The organism is Krasilnikovia sp. MM14-A1259, from assembly GCF_047159535.1.
In the GTDB taxonomy this organism is placed as follows: domain Bacteria; phylum Actinomycetota; class Actinomycetes; order Mycobacteriales; family Micromonosporaceae; genus Actinoplanes.
The window spans coordinates 2296478-2318931 of record NZ_BAAGAJ010000002.1; the positions used below are offsets into that span (position 1 = coordinate 2296478).

The following is a 22454-nucleotide window of genomic DNA, read 5'->3' on the forward strand; positions in this document are numbered from 1 at the left end:
GTGCGGTACGCGGTGGTGTCGCGCGAAGGGAGCCCGAATGGCCAGCGTGGACGAGTGCCGGCAGGCGCTGCTCGACCTCGCCGCCCGCCTCGACGCCAACGCGGCGACGCAGGGTCGACTCGACCTGGACCGGACCCTGGCGTGCCGGGTTCCCGATCTCGATGCGGCCTTCCACGCCCGGCTCACCGGGGGCCGGCTGGTCGACATCGCCGACGGGGACGACCCGCGCGCCAAGATCACGCTTGTCGCGAGCAGCGACGACCTGATCGCGCTCGTGGCCGGACGCCTGGACGTGACCAGGGCGGTCACGTCGCGTCAGGTCTCCATCAAGGCCAACCCGTTCGACATGTTGAAGCTGCGCAAGCTGCTGTAGGGGCGGCATGCTACAGCCCAGGAGGCTGCCGAGCCCGCCAAAGCCCAGGAAGCTGCCGAAGCCCGCCAAGCTGCTGCAGAGCCCGGTCAGCCCGGCAGACCCCAGCTCGCCAACAGCTCACGCGCCTGGTCCGAACCGGCGCGCACGTCGCCGGCCGCGGTGCCGTCCCAGACCGGGCCGCAGAGCAGCCGCAGCGCGTCCACGGCCTGCCCGGCACCGTCGAGCCGCACGCCGCCGCCGTCGGCGGTCAGCCGCCACCCACCGGCCTCCTCGGCGCCCGCCGGAAGAACCGCGGTATCAGCGGGCGCGAACAGGCCCGCCACGTCCGCCGCGACGTACCTGGGCCGCCGGGCCGGCGGCGCGGCGAGCAGGTCGGCCGGACCGGTCACCCCGGTCAGGACCAGCAGGCTGTCCATCCCCGCGCCGACCGCGCCCTCGATGTCCGTGTCGAGCCGGTCGCCCACCACGAGCGGGCGCACCGATCCGGAACGCGACGCCGCCGCCCGGAACAGCGCCGGTGACGGCTTGCCCACGACCACGTCAGGCTCGCGGTCCAGCGCAGTACGCAGCACCGACACGAGTGAGCCGTTCCCCGGCAGCGGGCCGCGCGGGCTCGGCAGCGTACGGTCGGTGTTCGTGGCGATCCACCTCGCACCGCCGCGCACCGCCAGTGCCGCCTCCGCGAGGTGCCGCCAGCCGACGTCGGGCCCGTAGCCCTGCACCACCGCGACCGGCGCATCGTCCAGCCGCTCGACCGGCGTGAGCCCCTGGTCGCGCACCTCGGCGCACAGGGCGTCCGCACCGACCACCAGGACGGCTGCGCCGGCGGGCAGGTCGTCCGCGAGCATCGCCGCGGCCGCGCCGGCCGAGGTGAGCACCTCGTCGGGTGACGCGGGTACGCCCATGCCGGTCAGCAGCGTGGCAACGTCGGCCGCGCGGCGGGAGGCGTTGTTCGTCGCGTACGCGATCGCCGTGCCCTCGGCGTGCAATGTCGTGACCGCCGCGGCGGCACCCGGAATCGGCTTGTCGATGAGATAGATGACCCCGTCGAGGTCGAATACCACCAGGTCGTACCCGTCGACCAGCCGGTCACTCACGCCTTGGCCCGCCCGTCCTCGTCGTCCTCGTCGTCGACCGCCGCGACGAACTCGTCGTCGGCTGACTTCCGTTCGTCGTCCCCACTGCCCGAGGCAGTGCCTTCAGCGTCGACGTCGTCCGCGCCCAGGTCGTCGTCCGCCGGCTCGAAGACAAGGTCTCCGCCGGGCCCTTCGCCCTCGTCGTCGCGCTCGTCCGCCTCCGGACGCTCGTCGTCGTCCTGGGCGTCCTCGTCGTCGTCCTCGTGCTCGTCCGCGAAGTCGACGCCGTCGAGTTCCAGCAGCCGCTCCGCCGCGTCGGTCAGACCGTCCTCGTCGACCGACGCCGCCCGCGCGAACCACTCCCGTGCCTCGTCCCGGCGTCCCGCCGCGAGCAGAGCATCCGCGTACGCATATCGCAGCCTCGGCACCCAGTCGGCGTCGCCGTCACCGGTGAGCTCGCGAACCTGCAGCATCGCCACCGCCGCGTCGTGCTGCCCGAGATCGCCACGCGCCCCGGCCGCCACGATGAGCAGCTCGATCGCCCCGGCCTTGTCGAGCGCGTCGCGGTCCGCGCCGCGATACAGATCGATCGCCCGTTCCGGGCGGCCCAGCGCACGCTCACAGTCCGCCAGCTCGGCCAGGTGGGTCTGCCGGCCCGACATGCGATGGTACGTACGCAGCTCGGAGATCGCGGTTGCCCAGTCCCCCGCGGCGTACGCGGCGAGCCCCACGGCTTCGCGCACGGCGGCGATCCGGGACGCGAGCCGCCGCGCCGCGATGGCGTGCTGCAACGCCAGGCCGGAGTCCTCGTCGATGATCTGCCCGGCCGCGACGAGATGCCGGGCCACGCGGTCGGCGACATCGCGCGACAGGCTCAGCAGTTCGGCACGAACCTCCTTGTCGAGGTCACTCGCCGCGATGTCCTCGGGCAGCTCCGGCACCTGGTACGCCGGCTGCTGCTCGTCGCGGGCGCGGTGGTCGTCGCGGAAGCTGCTCCCGCGGTCATCGCTTCCACGGCGTTCGCCGCCGGGGGCACCACGGTCGCTGCGGAATCCGCCGCCGGACATACCCCGGTCTCGGAATCCACCGTCGCGCGGGCCCCGGTCGTCGCGGAAACCCCGGTCCTGGAACCCGCCCTCGCGCGGACCCCGGTCACGATCGCCGCGGAACCCGCCCTCGCGCGGACCCCGGTCACGATCGCCGCGGAACCCGCCCTCGCGCGGACCCCGGTCACGATCGCCGCGGAACCCGCCCTCGCGTGGACCGCGGTCGCCGGAGAAGCCCGAGTCGCGAGGTCCGCGGTCGGGCCCGCGGTCACGGAAGCCGCCTCCGGAACCACCCCGGTCTCCGCCCCGATCCGGGAAACCACCGTCGCGACCGCCCCGGTCCGGTCCGCGATCCCGGAAACCACCGTCGCGGCCACCCCGGTCCGGTCCGCGATCCCGGAAACCACCGTCGCGGCCACCCCGATCCGGTCCGCGATCCCGGAAACCACCGTCGCGGGCTCCCCGGTCCTGCCGGAAACCGCTGTCGCGGCCACCCGAGTAGCCGCCGCGGTCCCGGTCGGCCCGATAGCCGCCCCCGCCGCGGTTCCCCGGACGGTCCGCACCGCGGTCGTCGCGCGGGTGTCCCCCACGGTCGCCGGTACGGTCACGCCCGTCCCGATATTCGCGCTCTCCCCGGAACCCTTCACGGCCCTCGCCGGCAGACCGACGGTCACGATCGTCGCGGAAGCCCGGCCGGTCGGTACGGCCCTGATAGCCACCACGGCCGCCCTGGAATCCGCCGCGGTCCGGCCCGCCACGGAACTGGCCGCCGTCACGGTCGCCGCCGCGGTCCCGGTCGCCGCCCTGGAAGCCGCGCGGCCCGCCCTGGAATCCACCGCGGTCGCCGCCACGGAAGCCGCCGCGGTCACCGCCCTGGAAGCCACCGCGGTCACGCGACTGCCCGCCGCGATCGCCCTGGAAGCCACCGCGGTCGCCGCCCCGATCGCGGTCGCCGCGGAAGTCACGCTGGCCACCGGAGTGGTCGCGCCCCCGGTCGCCTGGGAACGAGCCGCCACGGGGCCGGTCATCGCGGAAGCCACCGCGCGAGCCACCGTCACGGGATCCGCCCTGCGGGCCGCCGTCGCGGAACCCGCCGCCACGCTCCTGGCTGCCGCGTCCGCCCTGATAGCCACCGCGGCTCCCGCCGCCGTAGCCGCCGCGGTCACGATCGCCCTGGCTGCGGTCGCCGTACCCACGCTCGCGGTCACCACGGAACCCGCGGTCGCCGCCGAAGCCGCGATCTGCGCCCCGGTCCCGCGAGTAACCGCCGCGGTCGCTGCGGCCCTGCTGACCTCCGGCACCGTACGAGCCGCGGCCCGCTCGATCGCGATCGTCGCGGAAGCCCCCGCGCTCACGGTCGTCGCGGTTGCCCGCGCCGTACCCTCGGTCGCGGCCGCCGCGGAATCCGCCATCGCCACCGCGCGAGCCGCCATCGCCGCCCCGGTGACCGCTGTCACGGCCGCCGCGGTATCCGCCGTCGCCGCCTCGGTGGCCGCCGTCACGGCCGCCGCGGAACCCGCCGTCGCCGCCCCGGTGACCGCCCTCGCGGTCGCCGCGGAACCCGCCGTCACGACCGCGGCCGGCCTGGCCCTCGTCGTCGCGGTGCTGGCCGCCGCCGTCCTGCGGTCCTGTGGTCACGGGTAGTTCCTTCCGATACGGCGTTTCCCGCGGCTCGGCGGGTCTGCTTCAACGCTCACAAAGGCTACTCGGCGAGCGGCTGGAAATGAGCGGTGGGCGGTGGCCAGGCCACGAAGCCAGGCATGCAGTGAGGGCCGTCCCGGGTTCGGGACGGCCCTCACTTGTGGTTTGAGTCCGGCGGCGTCCTACTCTCCCACACCCTCCCGGGTGCAGTACCATCGGCGCTGGAGGGCTTAGCTTCCGGGTTCGGAATGAGACCGGGCGTTTCCCCTCCGCTATGACCACCGGCACAATGTGCCAGCCAACCACACCATTGTTTCCCCTGCACCGTTTGCCACCATGTTGTGGTGGTGGTGTTGGGGGGGTGGTTGTTTGCTGAGAGATCACACAGTGGACGCGTTGAGCACCAAATTTATGGTTGTGGTTAAGCCCTCGGCCTATTAGTACCGGTCGACTGAACCAGTTACCTGGCTTACATCTCCGGCCTATCAACCCAGTCGTCTAGCTGGGGGCCTTACCCACTCGAAGGTGGTGGGATACCTCATCTCGAAGCAGGCTTCCCGCTTAGATGCTTTCAGCGGTTATCCCTTCCGAACGTAGCTAACCAGCCGTGCCCCTGGCGGGACAACTGGCACACCAGAGGTTCGTCCGTCCCGGTCCTCTCGTACTAGGGACAGCCCTTCTCAAGTATCCAACGCGCACGGCGGATAGGGACCGAACTGTCTCACGACGTTCTAAACCCAGCTCGCGTACCGCTTTAATGGGCGAACAGCCCAACCCTTGGGACCTGCTACAGCCCCAGGATGCGACGAGCCGACATCGAGGTGCCAAACCATCCCGTCGATATGGACTCTTGGGGAAGATCAGCCTGTTATCCCCGGGGTACCTTTTATCCGTTGAGCGACACCGCTTCCACACGCAAGTGCCGGATCACTAGTCCCGACTTTCGTCCCTGCTCGACCTGTCAGTCTCACAGTCAAGCTCCCTTGTGCACTTACACTCAACACCTGATTGCCAACCAGGCTGAGGGAACCTTTGGGCGCCTCCGTTACCTTTTAGGAGGCAACCGCCCCAGTTAAACTACCCACCAGACACTGTCCCTCGACCCGATCAGGGCCGCAAGTTAGATACCCAAATCCAACAGAGTGGTATTTCAAGATTGCCTCCACCCGAACTGGCGTCCGAGCTTCACCGGCTCCCACCTATCCTACACAATTGCATTCGGATACCAATGTCAAGCTATAGTAAAGGTCCCGGGGTCTTTCCGTCCTGCCGCGCGTAACGAGCATCTTTACTCGTACTGCAATTTCGCCGGGCCTGTGGTTGAGACAGTGGGGAAGTCGTTACGCCATTCGTGCAGGTCGGAACTTACCCGACAAGGAATTTCGCTACCTTAGGATGGTTATAGTTACCACCGCCGTTTACTGGCGCTTAAGTTCTCCGCTTCGCCCCGAAGAGCTAACAGGTCCCCTTAACGTTCCAGCACCGGGCAGGCGTCAGTCCATATACATCGTCTTACGACTTGGCATGGACCTGTGTTTTTAGTAAACAGTCGCTTCCCCCTGCTCTCTGCGGCCATACCACGCTCCACCCGCAAGGGGCTTCACGCGTCCGGCCCCCCTTCTCCCTAAGTTACGGGGGCAATTTGCCGAGTTCCTTAACCACAGTTCGCCCGTCGCCTCGGTATTCTCTACCTGACCACCTGTGTCGGTTTGGGGTACGGGCCGCTCGGAACATCGCTAGAGGCTTTTCTCGGCAGCATAGGATCACTGACTTCACCTGAATCGGCTCGGCATCACGTCTCAGCCACATGTGCCACGGATTTGCCTATGGCACGGCCTACACGCTTACCCCGGCACAACCACCGGCCGGGATCAGCTACCTTCCTGCGTCACCCCATCGCTCAACTACTACCCACCAGGATCCCAGCCTCCCCCACCTCACCCCGAAGGGATCAGCAGGATCGGGTGGTTAGCACAGTGAGGTTCATCGCTGGCGCTCCTACGCGGGTACGGGAATATCAACCCGTTATCCATCGACTACGCCTCTCGGCCTCGCCTTAGGCCCCGACTCACCCAGGGCGGATTAGCCTGGCCCTGGAACCCTTGGTCATCCGGCGGAAGGGTTTCTCACCCTTCATTCGCTACTCATGCCTGCATTCTCACTCGTATGGCGTCCACACCTGGGTCACCCCGGCGCTTCACCCGCCATACGACGCTCCCCTACCCACCCACACACCTGCACGAAAGGATCAAGTCCTTCCGCGAAGTTCATGTGTGAGTGCCACAGCTTCGGCGGTGTGCTTGAGCCCCGCTACATTGTCGGCGCGGAACCACTTGACCAGTGAGCTATTACGCACTCTTTAAAGGGTGGCTGCTTCTAAGCCAACCTCCTGGTTGTCTATGCGACCCCACATCCTTTTCCACTTAGCACACGCTTAGGGGCCTTAGCTGGTGATCTGGGCTGTTTCCCTCTCGACTACGAAGCTTATCCCCCGCAGTCTCACTGCCGCGCTCTCACTTACCGGCATTCGGAGTTTGGCTGATTTCGGTAAGCTTGTAGGCCCCCTAGACCATCCAGTGCTCTACCTCCGGCAAGAAACACGCGACGCTGCACCTAAATGCATTTCGGGGAGAACCAGCTATCACGGAGTTTGATTGGCCTTTCACCCCTAACCACAGGTCATCCCCCAACTTTTCAACGTTGGTGGGTTCGGTCCTCCACGCAGTCTTACCCACGCTTCAACCTGCCCATGGCTAGATCACCCCGCTTCGGGTCTAGGACACGCGACTCAACGCCCTATTCAGACTCGCTTTCGCTACGGCTACCCCACCCGGGTTAACCTCGCCACATGCCACTAACTCGCAGGCTCATTCTTCAAAAGGCACGCCATCACCCCGAAAGGCTCTGACGGATTGTAGGCGAACGGTTTCAGGTACTATTTCACTCCCCTCCCGGGGTACTTTTCACCATTCCCTCACGGTACTAGTCCGCTATCGGTCACCAGGAAGTATTCAGCCTTACCAGGTGGTCCTGGCAGATTCACGGCAGATTACAGGGGTCCGCCGCTACTCGGGACACTCGCCAAAGAGGTCGAAGATTTTCGTCTACCGGGCTCTCACCGTCTACGGCCGACTTTCCCACGTCGTTCGACTAACCCACGACTTTGTAACTCTCCGGGAGACTGTCAGATCTCCCCCACGAATCCCACAACCCCGGCAACGCAACCCCTGACAGGTATCACACGCCACCGGTTTAGGCTACATCCGCTTTCGCTCGCCACTACTCACGGAATCACTGTTGTTTTCTCTTCCTACGGGTACTGAGATGTTTCACTTCCCCGCGTTCCCCCCACCACCCTATGAATTCAGATGATGGTGACACGACATGACTCGTGCCAGGTTTCCCCATTCGGACACCCTGGGATCACAGCTAGGTTGACAGCTCCCCCAGGCCTATCGCGGCCTCCCACGTCCTTCATCGGCTCCTGGTGCCAAGGCATCCACCGTTCGCCCTTGACAACTTAACCACAGAAAACAAGATGCTCGCGTCCACTGTGCAATTCTCAACCAACAACCAACCCACAACCCACAACGCCCCCCACCAAACCCCCAACACACCAACCCCACAGGGCTGATCCGCTGAAATGGTATGGAGGGCCAGGTCGTGCCTGGCACTGAAACAACAACCCCCGGCCTCCCGGCCGACCCACCAGCCTCCCGGCCGGGGTGCCCGAACCACGTCTCACGCGGTACCGGGCCTGGTTGTTCTTTCAGGACCCAACAGGGTGTTCACCGCCAGATCCAGCCGCACCCGCCCACCCGTTCCCCCACCCCGCGAACGGGATGCGTACTAGGAAGGGCCGGCCGTTGCCGGAACCCGACTAGCCAGTGTCTCCGCCATCGAGCACCCCGGTCCGGCATTCGCAGACCGCGGGCCACTGGACACCTTTCAGTGTCTAGTTGCTCCTTAGAAAGGAGGTGATCCAGCCGCACCTTCCGGTACGGCTACCTTGTTACGACTTCGTCCCAATCGCCAGCCCCACCTTCGACGGCTCCCTCCCACAAGGGGTTAGGCCACCGGCTTCGGGTGTTGCCGACTTTCGTGACGTGACGGGCGGTGTGTACAAGGCCCGGGAACGTATTCACCGCAGCGTTGCTGATCTGCGATTACTAGCGACTCCGACTTCACGGGGTCGAGTTGCAGACCCCGATCCGAACTGAGACCGGCTTTTTGGGATTCGCTCCACCTCACGGCATCGCAACCCTTTGTACCGGCCATTGTAGCATGCGTGAAGCCCTGGACATAAGGGGCATGATGACTTGACGTCATCCCCACCTTCCTCCGAGTTGACCCCGGCAGTCTTCGATGAGTCCCCGCCATAACGCGCTGGCAACATCGAACGAGGGTTGCGCTCGTTGCGGGACTTAACCCAACATCTCACGACACGAGCTGACGACAGCCATGCACCACCTGTCACCCGCCCCGAAGGACCCCGCATCTCTGCGAGTTTTCGAGTGATGTCAAACCCAGGTAAGGTTCTTCGCGTTGCATCGAATTAATCCGCATGCTCCGCCGCTTGTGCGGGCCCCCGTCAATTCCTTTGAGTTTTAGCCTTGCGGCCGTACTCCCCAGGCGGGGCGCTTAATGCGTTAGCTGCGGCACAGAGAACCGGAGAGGCTCCCCACACCTAGCGCCCAACGTTTACAGCGTGGACTACCAGGGTATCTAATCCTGTTCGCTCCCCACGCTTTCGCTCCTCAGCGTCAGTATCGGCCCAGAGACCCGCCTTCGCCACCGGTGTTCCTCCTGATATCTGCGCATTTCACCGCTACACCAGGAATTCCAGTCTCCCCTACCGAACTCTAGCCTGCCCGTATCGGCTGCAGGCCCGCAGTTGAGCCGCGGGTTTTCACAGTCGACGCGACAAGCCGCCTACGAGCTCTTTACGCCCAATAAATCCGGACAACGCTCGCGCCCTACGTCTTACCGCGGCTGCTGGCACGTAGTTGGCCGGCGCTTCTTCTGCACCTACCGTCACTCTCGCTTCGTCGGTGCTGAAAGAGGTTTACAACCCGAAGGCCGTCATCCCTCACGCGGCGTCGCTGCATCAGGCTTCCGCCCATTGTGCAATATTCCCCACTGCTGCCTCCCGTAGGAGTCTGGGCCGTGTCTCAGTCCCAGTGTGGCCGGTCGCCCTCTCAGGCCGGCTACCCGTCGTCGCCTTGGTAGGCCATCACCCCACCAACAAGCTGATAGGCCGCGAGCCCATCCCACGCCGAAAAACTTTCCACCCCCAACCATGCGGCCGGAAGTCATATTCGGTATTAGCCCCGGTTTCCCGGGGTTATCCCAAAGCATGGGGCAGGTTACTCACGTGTTACTCACCCGTTCGCCGCTCGAGTACCCCCGAAAGGGCCTTTCCGCTCGACTTGCATGTGTTAAGCACGCCGCCAGCGTTCGTCCTGAGCCAGGATCAAACTCTCCAACAAAAACTTGAAGAAATCATCCCGGCAACAAACAAATGTTGCCAAAGGAACCCCACCAACCACAAAGATTGGCCAGGGACATAACAATCACAATTGGCACTGGCTTATCAAACACCCTGTTGAGTTCTCAAAGAACAACCACACACCAAAACCAGACCCCCAACCGGAGGCCCAACCTCGGGGCACTCGTTCAACTTACCCTCGCTATTTCGCACCAGTCAAATCCGGTGCAATTTCGCTTGGGCACCCGCAGCAAAGTACACGATCGAAGATCGTTTGCTTTTCCGTGGGTTCCGGTAGGACGGTTGCCCGTTTCCCTTCCGGCCCGAACTACTTTACCCGGTCGGCTTCGCGGGTTCAAATCGGGGTCCCCGTTGGGTTTTCCCGTCCCGCACCGCCCGGTTTCGGCAGCGAGATCATCGCCTCGCGACCGAAATCCGCAACTCCGTGATCAATTCCTGAGCCACGATTTCCACGCGACCGAGCACGGTCGAACGACCGCGCTCGGTTTCGTGGATCCGGCAGGAGGACCGTGGCTGTCGCCCGGTCACTGCCGAGGGGAAGAACTCGCTCGGCCGGTCTGTGGTCGCTGAAAATCACCGACCTGAACCGCCCGAGCCCGGCCTTGCGAAGGCTGACGCCCGCACGACCGACGCTGCTGACCCGAAGACCGAGTCGCCGGAATCCCGGCGCCCCTGGACTCGCGGGCGAAGGAGAACGTTACGTGTCGCGGCCGGGCAGCGTCAAACTGCCCGGCGTAGACCTACGTCACACCAACTCGACGCCGGCGAACGTCCGCTTGCCCCGGCGCAACACGAGGAAACGGCCGTGCAGCAGGGTCGCAGCCGACGGAACGGCGTCACCGTCGGTGACCCGCTCGTTGTTGACGTACGCCCCGCCCTCGGCGATCGTCCGGCGTGCCTCGTTGGCGCTGCTCACCAGGCCGGATTCCTTGAGCAGGGCAGCGATCTGGGGCAGCTCCCCGCGTACCTGAAGGAGCCCGGCCTCGGCCAGGGCGGCCCGCAGCGTCTCCGCGGACAGCTCGTCGAGCGAGGCCCGGCCGAACAGTGCCTGACTGGCCGTGATCGCCTGCCGGGCCTCCTCCGCACCGTGCACCAGCGCGGTCATCTCCTCGGCGAGCGCGCGCTGCGCGAGTCGCGCCTGGGGGCGCTCGGCGGTGGCCTTCTCCAGCTCCTCCAGTTCCTCGCGGGGGCGGAAGCTGAAGTAGCGCAGGTAGTTGTTCACGTCGCGGTCGTCGGCGTTGACCCAGAACTGGTAGAACGCGTACGGCGAGGTCATCGTGGGGTCGAGCCAGGTGGCGCCGCCCTCGGACTTGCCGAACTTGGTGCCGTCGGCCTTCAGCACGAGCGGCGTGGTGAACGCGTGCACCGGCCCGGCGCCGCGGCGGCGGACGAAGTCCACGCCGGCGGTGATGTTGCCCCACTGGTCGGAGCCGCCGAACTGGAGCATGCAGCCGTGGCGCACGTGCAGCTGGTGGAAGTCGTTGGCCTGCAGCAGCTGATAGCTGAACTCGGTGAAGCTGATGCCGGTCTCGAGACGGTTGCGCACCACGTCGCGGGCCAGCATCTTGTTGACCGGGAAGTGCTTGCCGACGTCGCGCAGGAACTCGATGACGGAGGTCGGCCCGGTCCAGTCCAGGTTGTTCACCAGGGTCGCCGCGTTGGCTCCGGTGTAGGTGACGAACGGGGACACCTGGGCGCGGATGCGGTCCTGCCAGGCGGCCACGACCTCGGGCGGGTTGAGAGTGCGCTCGCTGGACTCGCGCGGGTCGCCGATCTGGCCGGTGGCGCCGCCGACCAGCAGCAGGGGGCGGTGTCCGGCGAGCTGGAGGCGGCGTGCGGTGAGCACCTGCATGAGATGGCCGACGTGCAGGGAGGCGGCGGTCGGGTCGAAGCCCACGTAGAACGTCATCGGGGCGCCGTCGAGAAGGCGGCGCAGCTCCTCCGGGTCGGTGGAGTCCTGGATCAGCCCCCGCCAGCGCAGGTCGTCGACGATGGGCTGCACGTTCGCGGCTTCGGCACGGTCGGTCACGGGGCCGATTCTCCCGCATGCGCTCGAGGCACGGACACCGGGTTTCTATATGCCTGCGGTGGGCCTCGATGCCAGGGTGGAGCCATGAGCCGTCTCGGATCCGCGACGCCGCCGGTCGCGCTGTCGAAGAAGAAGGCGATCGCCCGGCTGGAGGCGGCGCAGCAGCGCCTGCTGCGGTTGCGGCTGTTGCTCGGCGGCCAGATCGGCGAGAAGCGCATCGGGCCGCCGCTGTGCGTGGTCTTCGAGGGCTGGGACGCCTCGGGCAAGGGCGGGGCGATCAAGCGGCTGGTCTCGCCGCTGGACCCGCGGCACGTACGGGTCTCGCAGTTCGCGGCGCCCACGTACGACGAGAAACGGCATCACTTCCTGTGGCGGTTCTGGCCGCGGCTGCCGGGCTGGGGCGGCATGGCGGTGTTCGACCGGTCCTGGTACGGGCGGGTGCTGGTGGAACGGGTCGAGGGGTTCGCCAGCAAGGAGCAGTGGACGAGGGCGTACGGGGAGATCGTCGAGTTCGAGCGGACGCTGACCGCCGAGGGCATGATCATGGTCAAGTTCTGGATGCACGTGTCCCCCGAGGAGCAGTTGCGGAGGTTCCAGGATCGTGCGGCCGACCCGCTGCGCACCTGGAAGCTCACCGACGAGGACTGGCGCAACCGCGACCAGCGGCCCCGGTACGAGGCGGCGGTCGAGGAGATGCTGGAGCGGTGCGATCCGACGTGGGCGCCGTGGCGGGTCATCGCGGGCGACGACAAGCACTGGGCGCGGCTCGCGGTCGCCGAGGCCGTCTGCGAGGCGGTCGAGCAGGAGCTGACGAAGCGCGGCTACGACCTCGGCCCGCCGGGCGTGGTGGCAACCTGACCGGCACCCCGGCCCGGCGGCAGCTCAGGGCGTGGCGCCGGTCCAGGGGCCGGGCACGCTCAGGGTGTGGCGCCGACATGCAGCGGGCCCGGTGCGGGACGGCCGTCGAGCCGGGTGGGATCCACGCTCCACGCGGACGCGACCGCGAGCACGTCGCGCTCCGCGACGAGCACGGTCGTCTCCTCCTCCAGCGCCGCGGGCAGTCCCGCTGCCTGCTCGGCGGCGTCGGGGTCGCCGTACCAGGAGGTCACCTCGCCGGTCTGCCCCACATAACCGAACGCGCGCACCAGCTCACCGGCGACCGCGCGCTGCCAGCGGTGCAGTTCGGTGACGCGGTGCGTGGCGAAGAACTGGACCTCGGTGCCGAGCTGCGCGGACAGGCCGGGCAGGTCGACCACCGTGGCGGGGCGCAGCAGCCACCGGCCGGCCGCGAGCACCCAGGACCCGCCGGCGCCGGGCAGCGGCGGGGTGAGGGCGACCCGGTCGTCGGTGAGGTAGGCCAGGTCGATGCCCTCCCGCCAGGGCACCGCGCCGAGGTCGCGCAGCCCGAGGGCGGTCAGCACCGCGTGCGGGTCGGTGTCGCGCACCGCGAGCCAGGCCTGTTTGGTGCCGAATCCGACCATCGCCCCCGCTGCCATGCCCTCACGCTATCGGCCCGGCACGCGGGGGCGGCGGACCGGGTCAGGACCAGCCGTACTCGCTGCGCAGGCGCTCGGCCACCCGGTCGTAGCGGCCGCGGTCGAGGATGGCCCCCTCGCGGCGGATGCCGTCCTCGGCGACCTCCAGGACCCGGTCGAGGCGGACCCAGCTGGGCCGGGCCGTGCGGTCCCAGTCGCCCGGGCCGAGCGCGAGCCAGCCGCGTTGGCCGTCCCGCTCGCTCTGGCTGGACAGCATCAGGCCCAGCAGCGTACGGCCGGAGCGCCCGACCACCAGGACGGGCCGGTCCTTGCCCTGGCGAGGGTCGTCCTCGTACGGCACCCAGGTCCAGACGATCTCGCCGGGATCGGCGGCGCCGTCCAGGTCGGGTGCGTACTCCAGCCGCCGGCGGTGATCGGCGGTGGGCACCGATCGGGCCGGGCCGGTGCGTGCGGTGGGACCGGTGCGTGGTGTGGGCGGGGTGGGGCCGGTGCGCGGGGTGGCGGCGCCTCGGCGGGTGGCGCGGCGCAGCGCGTCGACGATGTCCTTGAGCAGGTTGACCACCGCCGCACTTTAACGAGTCGGGTACAGGCCGGGCGCAGTCACGCGGCCGACAGCCATCGATGACCGATAATCTTCGGCGTGCAACCGGCGGGCAACCATCCTGCACCGGGCGGCGCACCACACGGCCCGGAGGGTTCCCGCGTGCTTTGTGACTGTCCACCGGAGAACGCCTCCGCGTCCCTGTCCCTGTCCGAGCCGGCCGGGGAACCCGGGACCCCGTTCCTGAGGGTCGACCTCGACGGGGTCGGCCGGGCGTACCGCGCGATGCGCGACGCTCTGCCCGAGGCCCGCGTCCACTACGCCATGAAGTGCAACCCGGCCCGGCCGATCCTGAGCCTGCTGCGGGACATGGGCGGATCGTTCGAGATCGCGTCCGTGGCGGAGCTGCGGGAATTGCAGGCGGTCGGCGTCCCGGCGGCGCAGGTGCTGTTCAGCAACCCGGTCAAGGTGGCCACGCAGGTACGGCAGGCGTGGGCGGCCGGGGTGTGGCGGTTCGCGGCGGACTCCGACGCGGAACTGGACAAGATCGCTGCGATGGCGCCCGGCGCAGCGGTGTACGTGAGGTTGGCCACCGCCGCCGCGGACAGCGCGGTGCCCAGCGAGGGCAAGTTCGGGGTGGACGCGGGTGAGGTGGCCCGCCTGCTGCGCGCGGCCCGGGCGCGCGGGCTGGAGCCGTACGGGATCACGTTCCATGTCGGTTCGCAGATGACCGACCCGGGTGCCTGGGCCCTCGCGATCGAGCGCTGCGGCGCGGTGATGACCGCGCTGAGCGGCGACGGGATCCGGCTCACGATGCTCAATGCGGGCGGCGGCTTCCCGGCCCGTTACGACTCCGACGTGCCGGACCTGCGGACGTACGCCAAGCACATCCGCACCGCGGTCGAGCGGTACGTGCCGTACCCGGTCGAGCTGGTCGTGGAACCGGGCCGGGCGCTGGTCGCGGAGGCCGGCGTGATGGTGGCGACCGTGATCGGGGTGGCCCGGCGCGGCGGGGCGCTCTGGGCGCACCTGGACGTGGGTGCGTTCAACGGGTTCATGGAGTCGCTGGAGACGGGGACCGCGCTGAGCTACCCGGTGCGCGACTCGCGCGACTCGTCGCGCCGCGAGCTGTTCCACCTCACCGGGCCGAGCTGCGACAGCCAGGACACGCTGCGGTACGGCGTACCCATGTCGGCGGACCTGGCCGTGGGCGACCGGGTGTACATCCATGTGGCCGGGGCGTACACGACGGCGTACGCGTCGCGGTTCAACGGTTTCGACGTGCCGGGGATGCAGTTCGTAGGCTCGGGGGATGCAGCAGCCTGACATCGAGGCATGGGCGGCGTGGCACCCGCGGGAGATCGCGCAGCGGCTGGCCGGGCTGACCGCGCCGTGGTACGTGGCGGCGGGCTGGGCGATCGACCTGTTCACCGGTGGCGTGCCCCGCGACCACGAGGATCTGGAGATCGCGGTTCCGGCGCAGCATTTCGCGTCGGTGCCGCCGCTGCTGCCCGGCTGCGAGTTCTGGGTGCCGCAGGGCGAGGGCCGGCTCGCGCCGATGAGTGCGCAGACGCTGGCCGGCGAATCGCACCAGACCTGGGCGTACGAGCGGGCGGCCGGGGTGTGGCGACTCGACGTGTTCCGGGAGCCGCACGACGGCGACGTGTGGATCTGCCGGCGCGACGAGGCCCGGGTCCGGCGGCCGTACGCCGAGATCATCCGGCACACCGGGGACGGGATCCCGTACCTGGCGCCGGAGGTGGTGCTGCTGTTCAAGGCGAAGGCGGCCCGGGCCAAGGACGAGCGTGATCTGGCCCGGGCGCTGCCGCTGATGACCTCCGCGCAGCGCGGATGGCTGCGGGACGCGCTGGCGGTGGTGCATCCCGGCCACGCGTGGCTGGCGCGCTGCTGAGCTCAGGCGCGTGGGCGCTTCGGCCCGTTCGGGCGGGTGCGGCGGGTCGGCCGGCTCGGCCGTGGCGGGCGCTTGGGGCCCACCGGGCGGGCCGGACCGTACGGGCGGCTCATCCGACGAAGTCCTGGGTCACCCAGGTGAGGCCCTTGCCGTCGCGCACGACGCTGAGGCCGATACGGCGGAAGTCCTTGCTGAGCAGGTTCCGGCGGTGCCCGTCCTCCGGCGGCACCTCGGCCAGCATGCTGTCGGTCAGCCCGTTGGCGGCCTTGACGATCTCGGCGTTGCTCGCGCCGGACGAGCCGAAGCCGATGTTCTCCCCGGCCGAGGACCAGGAGACGCCCTGGGCGCTGAACCGCGGGCCGATGCTGCTCTCGCCGCTGCACTGGTGCTTCATCCCGCACCCGTTGATCATGCGCTGGTTGTGCAGCGCGGACGCCTTCGACAGGCTGGTGTCCAGTGTGTACGCGGGCAGGCCCTGGTCGGCGCGGGCCGCGTTGATGTGCGCGAGCACCTGGTCGAGGACCTCGTCGCTGGTCTGCGGCGCCGGGACCGTGGCGGCCTTCAGCTCCGCGGCGGTCCGCTTCACCTTGGGATTGGCGGCGACCGCGGTGCTCGCCGACGGCCGGGGCTGGGCCGTCGGCGTCGCGGACGGGCTCGTGCCGGCGCTCGCGGACGGGGCCGTCGAGGTGGGACCGGCCGGTGCCGAGAGCGGCGCGGCCTTGGTGGTGGCCGGTGGCTGTGCCGGTGCCGTACCGGTGTTGTCGGCGACGGCCGTGCCGACGTAGCTGTCGGCGACGCGGGCCGACGTGGCGTCGGACGCGTGCCGGTGCAGGCCGAGCGCGGTGAAGGAGGCGCCGATCACGACGGCCGTGGCTCCGGCCGCGATGGTGTACCGGAGTTTCAGGGTTTCGGACATCGACACGGGCGGGGTCGCTCCTCGATCCATCGGCGACCGCGTGGGGGGCGGCCGTGCACCCGTGGGGCACGGGGCGCACCGACTATGCCGGTCGCACAAGGCGCGGCACGGTCACCTTAGGAGCGCTTAAGGATCGACTCAGTGAGAGATAAGGTCGCGTGACCTAGGCGACGGACTCCTGGCGTGCGCGGGCCTTGTCGCGCATCTCCGTGAACCGGTTCGCCGCCCGGTCCAGATCGGCCAGGAACTCCGCCAGCTCCTCCCGGGCCGCCTCGCCGTCGCCGGACAGCCCGGTGCGCTCGAAGATGCGGAGCTGGCGCAGGACCGGCTGGAGCACCTCGTCGTGATGGATGCGCAGGTCGTAGATGCCGGCCTTGGCGATCTGGACGGACTTGCGGCGGAAGTTGTCGATGCCGTGCCCGGGCATCTGGAAGGCCTTGACCACCTCGAGGACCGCCTGCATCGCCGCGTCGGGAGCCAGCTCGAACGCCGCGGTGAGCAGGTTGCGGTAGAACAACATGTGCAGGTTCTCGTCCTGGGCGACGCGGGCGAGCAGCTGGTCGCAGATGGGGTCGCCGCTGATCCGGCCGGTGTTGCGGTGCGCCACCCGGGTCGCCAGCTCCTGGAACGACACGTAGCTGATCGACGGGAGCACGCCGGAGAAGGCGTTGGTGTAGCCCTCGCTCATGTGTGTCATGCGGGCGCGTTCGAGGGCCACCGGGTCGACGGCGCGGGTCGCCAGCAGGTAGTCGCGGATGGCGATACCGTGGCGGCCCTCCTCCGCGGTCCACCGGTGCACCCAGGTACCCCAGGCGCCGTCGCGGCCGAACTCCGTGGCGATCTCGTGGTGGTAGCTGGGCAGGTTGTCCTCGGTCAGCAGGTTCACGATCAGCGACGTACGGGCCACGTCGGGCAGCTTCGACTGGCCCGGCTCCCACGCCTGGCCGCCGAGCACCCCGTCGAAGTCCGTGCCCTGGCTCCACGGCACGTACTCGTGCGGGAACCACTCCTTGGCCGTGGCCAGGTGCCGGTTGAGGTTGCTCTCCACCACCGATTCCAGCTCGGTCAGCAGGGCGAGATCGGAAAGGGGCTCGGTCGTCACACGTCCTCCAGGCTGCTCGTTCTCCGGTGCCGTCGGCTACGCCACCGTAGGTTACGCTACCGTAGGTTCGGCGTTCCGACGATCCGGAGACCGACCGGCCGGGTCACTGGTCCGCGGCCGCGGCCGCGGTGAGCGTGATGAGCCGCGCCGCCTGGTCCTTCAGGCCGGCCGCGGCGGCCAGGACGGTCTCGGCGGCCTCCGCGGAGGACTGGACCGCGTCGGCGACCGCCTGCATGCCGCCGGTCATCTCGGAGCTGGTCGCGCTCTGCTCCTCGACCGCCCCGGCGATCATGCCCTGCTGCTCGGCCACCGCGTCGATGAGCTCGACGATCCCGGCGATGCCCTCGGCCGCCTCGGTGCTCTCCGTCTGGATGCCCTCGATGATCTCGGAGATCTGCCCGGTGGCCTCCGCGGTACGCGCGGCCAGGTCCTTGACCTCGCCGGCGACGACCGCGAACCCCTTGCCCATCTCGCCCGCCCGCGCGGACTCGATCGTGGCGTTCAGGGCGAGCAGCTTGGTCTGCTCGGCGATCTCGGTGATCAGCTTGGTGACGCTGCCGATCCGCTGGCTGGACTCCCTCAGCTGCTCCATCCGGCGGGTGGCGTCCCGCGCCGCCTGGACGGCCGCGGTGGTGCTGGTGGAGGCGCTGTCGACGCCGCGGGAGATCTCCTTGATGCTCTCGGTCAGCTCGGCGGAGCCCAGCGAGACCCCCTCGGCCTGCTCGGAGCTGCGCCGCGCGTTGCCGACGAGTTCCTGCCCGGCCTCGGTCAGCGAGGTGCTGGCCGCGGACAGTTCGTGGGCCAGCTCCCGGGCGAGCGCCTGGGTCCGGGACTGCTCCGTGGTGTCGATGTACGTCAGCAGGTAGCCGCCGGAGAACCGGTCGTAGATCGCGGTGCCCTGCACGGGTTCACCGGGTTCGGCGTGACGGACGTACGGGAACGAGTCGGCCTCCCCGAGGGTCTCTCTGAGGATCTTCTGAAGCCCCTTCAGCGCCTCCGGACCCTGCCGCTGCGCGAGTCGCTCCAGTGCCTGCGCGGACGCCTTGTTCCGGTAGCGCATCTCGCCCGAGTGATCCACGATCACCAGCGCGGCGGGCGCGTTGTCGAACGCCTCGAACAGCGAGTCCCCGAACCGGGCGAGCGGATGCGCCCCCGTGCGGCCGCCGGCTCTCCACCACTTGCGCATGCGCCACTCCGAATCATCCGACTGTTTCCCGTACCCTGTCGGCGGCGCCGGGGCGGACCTGAGGTCCGTCGGCCGGTGTGGCACGGGTCGCCCCGAGGCAGGACACCGCAGGTGTGCTTGTCTTGGTCGTGACCTACCCCTGGCTCGACGCCCCGGCCGAGGCGATCGCACAGACCGCCCGCGACCTGCTGGGATGGCTCGTCACCGCCCACGGCGTGACGGTCCGGCTCACCGAGGTGGAGGCGTACAGCGGGCTCGGTGAGGACCCGGCCAGCCACGCGCACCGGGGGCGCACCGCCCGCAACGCGGCGATGTTCGGCCCGCCCGGGCGGCTGTATCTCTACCGCATCTACGGCATGCACTCCTGCGTCAACGTGGTCTGCGGGCCCGAGGGGCAGGCGTCGGCGGTGCTGCTGCGGGCCGGTCAGGTCGTCGACGGGCTGGCGCTCGCGCGTACCCGCCGACCCGCGGCCCGGTCGGATCACGACCTGGCCGCGGGACCTGCCAAGCTCGTTCAGGTGCTGGCGCTCGACGCCTCCGCGTACGGCACGTCGGTGGTGGACGGGACCGGGCCGATGACGATGGCCCCGCCCGCGGCGCCCGTACCGGCCGGCCTGATCGAGGCCGGGCCGCGGGTCGGGGTCACCTCCGCGCACGAGGTGCCGTGGCGGTTCTGGATCCGGGACGATCCGACGGTCAGCGTGTACCGCCGGCACGTGCCCCGGACACGCCGGCGGACCTGAGGTGTTCCGGGCGGGCAGGGCCCACCCGGAACCAGTCATGCGGACGGGGACCTGCGGCGCTTTGCCGACGCGGACGGCGCCGACTCCTTGCGGATCTTCGACGAGCCCGTGCCGACGGACCAGCCCGCGACCCACTTGGTGGCGCTGTCCCGCTTGGTGCGGTCCGCCAGGTGGTACCAGTCCATCCGGCACCGGTCCGCGGTCACCTCGAACACGCCGTACCCGTGGCCGTCGAGCTCGTTCCACTTCACGTGCGGGTTGGTGCCGCGGATCAGGTCGGCCGCCAGCAGGCTGAGCGGGCCACCCGGGCTGGTGTGCAGGAAGTCGTTGAGGTTGTCGCTGGTCACCGACGGCACCACGAACTCCGCGGCGGCGGGGTTGTTGACGCCGGTGTCCTTCGTGGTCAGTTCGCTGGCCCAGGAGGTGTGGATGTCGCCGGTGAGGAAGACGACGTTGCGGGTCTGGTGCGCGCGCAGCGAGTCGACCAGCCGCTCGCGGTCGGCGTTGTAGCCGTCCCACTGGTCGGCGTTGAGGACGATGCCGTTCTCCGGGATGCCGAGCAGCTTGGCGATCGGGCCGAGCAGCCAGGCGGGCAGCGTCGCCAGGTCAACGCGGGCGATCATCACCGGGTTGCCGACGATCTTCCACCGGGCAGTGGACGAGTTCAGGCCGTCGATGAGCCACTCCAACTGGTCATGGCCCGCGATGGTGCGGTTCGGGTCGTCCACGTCGGTGCCGTTGGACTGCTTCGACCGGTACGTCCGCAGGTCCAGCATGGACAGCTCGAACAGGTTGCCGTAGCGCAAACGGCGGTAGATGTGCCCGTCGGCGGCGAGCCGGACCGGCATCCACTCGCCGTACGCCCGGTGGGCCGCGGCCACCCGCGCCCCGAAGTCGCCCTCGGTGGACGGGGTGTGGTTCTCCGCGCCGCCGCTCCACATGTCGTTGGCGACCTCGTGGTCGTCCCACGTGAGGATCCACGGGATGGAGGCGTGCAGGGCCTGCAGGTCCGGGTCGGTCTTGTACTGCGCGTGCCGGATCCGGTAATCCGCGAGCGTGAGGATCTCGTGCGTGGGCTCGGTGCGGCGCACCACGGTGCCGCCCGCGTCGAACTGGCCCGTGCCGTACTCGTAGATGTAGTCGCCCAGGTGCACGACCAGGTTGAGGTCGCCGCGCTCGGCCAGGTGCCGGTACGCGGCGAAGTAACCGCCCTCCCAGTTGGCGCACGAGACCACGCCCATGCGCAGCCGGTCGATGGCCGCGTCGGCGGCCGGCGCGGTCATCGTGCGGCCGGTGCCCGACCAGGCACCGTTGAACCCGAAGCGGTACCAGTACGTGGTGGCCGGGGCCAGCCCGGCGACGTCCACCTTCACGGTGTGGTCGCGGTCGGGACCGGTGCTGACCTGTCCGGAGGCGACCACGGCGGCGAACGACGGGTCTGCCGCGACCTGCCAGTCCAGGGTGACGGCCGGTCCCGCGCCGGAGCCGGGAACCGATTCGGGGGTGGGGGTGACGCGGGTCCAGAGCAGGATGCCGCCGGGCAGCGGGTCGCCGGAGGCGATGCCGTGCTGGAAGACGGAGGCGGAGGCGGCGGAAGCGGCGGCGGGCCGGGTGGCGGCCGCGACGACGCCCGCGCCCGCGGAGAGGCCGGCAACGCGCAGGAGGGTACGGCGGTCGACCGTGCCGTCCGCGCCGGGGATAACAGTCATGACATGTTCTGTAACACGGGCACCAGGCCGAATGTGTCGATGATCATGAACATTTAACAGCTCTTGGCCCGCCGGGCAAGGAAGCGTTCTCTTCCGGCAACCTGGCGACGGCGACACGGCCGGCGGGTATTTCGTCAAAGTCGACCGAGTTAGTAGACAAAGCAGGTTTTCCCGGGGAGACTTCGGCCATGGATCTCACCATGGCGCTCGCCGGTCTCGGCGTCGGCATCGTCGTCGGCCTCACCGGCATGGGCGGCGGCGCCTTGATGACCCCGATCCTCGTGCTGCTGTTCGGGGTGCCCCCGATCGCGGCCGTCTCCAGCGACCTCGCCGCCAGCGCCGTGATGAAGCCGTTCGGCGGTGCCGTGCACGCCCGCCGCGGCACGGTCAACTGGCGGCTCGTCGGCTGGCTGTGCGCCGGCAGCGTGCCCAGCGCGTTCCTCGGCGTGCTGCTGCTGCGCCTGATCGGCGACGACGCCGCGATGCAGCACACCATCAAGGTCGCGCTCGGCGTTGCCCTGCTGCTCGCCGCCGCCGGACTGCTGCTCAAAGCGTGGGCCGGCCGCCGCCGCCCGGCCGACGCGGCCCCGGAGCCCATCCGCGTACGCCCGCTGCCGACGCTGGCGCTGGGCGTGCTCGGCGGCCTCGTCGTCGGCCTGACCTCGGTCGGCTCCGGCTCCCTGATCATCGTCGTGCTGCTGGCCATCTACCCGAAGCTGCGCGCCAACGACCTCGTCGGCACCGACCTCGTGCAGGCCATCCCGCTGGTCATGTCCGCCGCGCTCGGGCACGCCTTCTTCGGTGACCTGCATCTCGACATCACCGGCGCGATCGTGCTGGGCTCCATCCCCGGCGTGCTGATCGGCGCCCGCATCTCGTCGCGGGCCCCGGGCGGCCTGATCCGGACGGCACTGGTGATCGTCCTGCTCGCCAGCGCGCTCAAACTGCTGGACGTGCCTACCGCCGCGGTCGGCGTGATCACCGGCGCCGCGGTGCTCGCCGCGGTCGTCACCGCCGCCGTGACCCGCCTGCGCGGTGCCGCCGGGGCGCGGCGGCCCGGCCCCGCCCGGGTCATCCCGGTCAGCCGCCCGGCACCGGTCGAGCTGGCCCGGGACTGACCTACCCCGCGAAATGGGCGCCGAGCTCAGGCTCGGCGCCCATTCGTCAGATCCGGT

Annotated in this window: 16 protein-coding genes and 3 rRNA genes; 7 read left to right on the top strand and 12 right to left on the bottom strand. The window is 69.2% G+C overall.

Features of this window, described 5'->3' with window-relative positions; translation table 11 throughout:
* Window positions 1-37: 37 nt before the first annotated feature.
* Window positions 38-373, top strand: coding sequence for an alkyl sulfatase C-terminal domain-containing protein (locus tag ACMCNK_RS09975; protein ID WP_412736105.1), 336 nt, complete (start codon window positions 38-40; stop codon window positions 371-373).
* An 86-nt stretch (window positions 374-459) separates the two neighbouring features.
* On the opposite strand, the gene ACMCNK_RS09980 is transcribed toward ACMCNK_RS09975, so the two are convergent.
* Together ACMCNK_RS09980 and ACMCNK_RS09985 are read right to left on the bottom strand one after the other, a co-directional pair.
* Entirely contained in the window at window positions 460-1470 is a 1011-nt protein-coding gene (locus ACMCNK_RS09980; protein WP_412736106.1) for an HAD-IIA family hydrolase, read from the bottom strand.
* Complete coding sequence (locus ACMCNK_RS09985) at window positions 1467-2297, bottom strand: tetratricopeptide repeat protein (RefSeq protein ID WP_412736107.1); 831 nt, start codon at window positions 2295-2297, stop codon at window positions 1467-1469. The genes ACMCNK_RS09980 and ACMCNK_RS09985 overlap by 4 nt, the downstream gene beginning before the upstream one ends.
* Between ACMCNK_RS09985 and ACMCNK_RS09990 the strand changes: the two genes are divergently transcribed.
* A complete protein-coding gene (locus ACMCNK_RS09990) occupies window positions 2232-4139 on the top strand; it encodes a hypothetical protein (RefSeq protein ID WP_412736108.1) in 1908 nt (635 codons plus the stop codon). The genes ACMCNK_RS09985 and ACMCNK_RS09990 overlap by 66 nt on opposite strands.
* 166 nt (window positions 4140-4305) lie before the next feature.
* Here ACMCNK_RS09990 and rrf read toward each other — a convergent pair.
* The 4 genes from rrf to tyrS all read right to left on the bottom strand — a co-directional run bounded on the left by rrf (window position 4306) and on the right by tyrS (window position 11674).
* A 5S ribosomal RNA gene (gene rrf, locus ACMCNK_RS09995) occupies window positions 4306-4422 on the bottom strand.
* Window positions 4423-4553: 131 nt separating this feature from the next.
* Window positions 4554-7662, bottom strand: a 23S ribosomal RNA gene (locus ACMCNK_RS10000).
* 444 nt (window positions 7663-8106) lie between these two features.
* Window positions 8107-9625 (bottom strand): 16S ribosomal RNA (locus tag ACMCNK_RS10005).
* Together the 16S, 23S and 5S rRNA genes form the textbook arrangement of a ribosomal RNA operon.
* Before the next feature lie 765 nt (window positions 9626-10390).
* Window positions 10391-11674, bottom strand: coding sequence for a tyrosine--tRNA ligase (gene tyrS / locus ACMCNK_RS10010; protein ID WP_412736109.1), 1284 nt, complete (start codon window positions 11672-11674; stop codon window positions 10391-10393).
* Between the two features lie 84 nt (window positions 11675-11758).
* Here tyrS and ACMCNK_RS10015 point away from each other — a divergent pair, with 84 nt between their 5' ends.
* The gene (locus tag ACMCNK_RS10015; protein ID WP_412736110.1) at window positions 11759-12532 is read left to right on the top strand and encodes a polyphosphate kinase 2 family protein; all 774 of its coding nucleotides are present in this window, start codon (window positions 11759-11761) and stop codon (window positions 12530-12532) included.
* 59 nt (window positions 12533-12591) lie between these two features.
* Here the strand turns inward: ACMCNK_RS10015 and ACMCNK_RS10020 are convergent, their stop codons facing one another.
* Window positions 12592-13170: a hypothetical protein gene (locus tag ACMCNK_RS10020; RefSeq protein ID WP_412736111.1), complete on the bottom strand. Its 579-nt coding sequence runs from the start codon at window positions 13168-13170 to the stop codon at window positions 12592-12594.
* A 43-nt stretch (window positions 13171-13213) separates the two neighbouring features.
* A complete protein-coding gene (locus ACMCNK_RS10025) occupies window positions 13214-13732 on the bottom strand; it encodes a type II toxin-antitoxin system PemK/MazF family toxin (protein WP_412736112.1) in 519 nt (172 codons plus the stop codon).
* 141 nt (window positions 13733-13873) lie between these two features.
* Between ACMCNK_RS10025 and ACMCNK_RS10030 the strand changes: the two genes are divergently transcribed.
* Window positions 13874-15037 carry a type III PLP-dependent enzyme gene (locus ACMCNK_RS10030; RefSeq protein WP_412736113.1) on the top strand — a complete coding sequence of 388 codons (1164 nt, stop codon included), beginning with the start codon at window positions 13874-13876 and terminating at the stop codon, window positions 15035-15037.
* Window positions 15024-15623 (top strand): nucleotidyltransferase domain-containing protein, encoded by a 600-nt coding sequence (locus tag ACMCNK_RS10035; RefSeq protein ID WP_412736114.1) that lies wholly within the window; start codon window positions 15024-15026, stop codon window positions 15621-15623. Before ACMCNK_RS10030 ends, ACMCNK_RS10035 begins: the two co-directional genes overlap by 14 nt.
* Before the next feature lie 109 nt (window positions 15624-15732).
* Here ACMCNK_RS10035 and ACMCNK_RS10040 read toward each other — a convergent pair whose 3' ends face one another.
* The 3 genes from ACMCNK_RS10040 to ACMCNK_RS10050 form a co-directional block, all read right to left on the bottom strand.
* Complete coding sequence (locus ACMCNK_RS10040; protein ID WP_412740806.1) at window positions 15733-16539, bottom strand: CAP domain-containing protein; 807 nt, start codon at window positions 16537-16539, stop codon at window positions 15733-15735.
* A gap of 163 nt (window positions 16540-16702) precedes the next feature.
* Complete coding sequence (locus ACMCNK_RS10045) at window positions 16703-17641, bottom strand: acyl-ACP desaturase (protein WP_412736115.1); 939 nt, start codon at window positions 17639-17641, stop codon at window positions 16703-16705.
* Window positions 17642-17744: 103 nt separating this feature from the next.
* Window positions 17745-18827 carry a methyl-accepting chemotaxis protein gene (locus ACMCNK_RS10050; RefSeq protein ID WP_412736116.1) on the bottom strand — a complete coding sequence of 361 codons (1083 nt, stop codon included), beginning with the start codon at window positions 18825-18827 and terminating at the stop codon, window positions 17745-17747.
* Window positions 18828-18955: 128 nt separating this feature from the next.
* On the opposite strand from ACMCNK_RS10050, the gene ACMCNK_RS10055 reads away from it, so the two are divergent.
* Window positions 18956-19570, top strand: coding sequence for a DNA-3-methyladenine glycosylase (locus ACMCNK_RS10055; RefSeq protein WP_412736117.1), 615 nt, complete (start codon window positions 18956-18958; stop codon window positions 19568-19570).
* Between the two features lie 35 nt (window positions 19571-19605).
* Here ACMCNK_RS10055 and ACMCNK_RS10060 read toward each other — a convergent pair whose 3' ends face one another.
* Entirely contained in the window at window positions 19606-21279 is a 1674-nt protein-coding gene (locus tag ACMCNK_RS10060; protein ID WP_412736118.1) for an alkaline phosphatase D family protein, read from the bottom strand.
* Between the two features lie 188 nt (window positions 21280-21467).
* Between ACMCNK_RS10060 and ACMCNK_RS10065 the strand changes: the two genes are divergently transcribed.
* The gene (locus tag ACMCNK_RS10065; protein ID WP_412736119.1) at window positions 21468-22397 is read left to right on the top strand and encodes a sulfite exporter TauE/SafE family protein; all 930 of its coding nucleotides are present in this window, start codon (window positions 21468-21470) and stop codon (window positions 22395-22397) included.
* Window positions 22398-22454 lie beyond the last annotated feature (57 nt).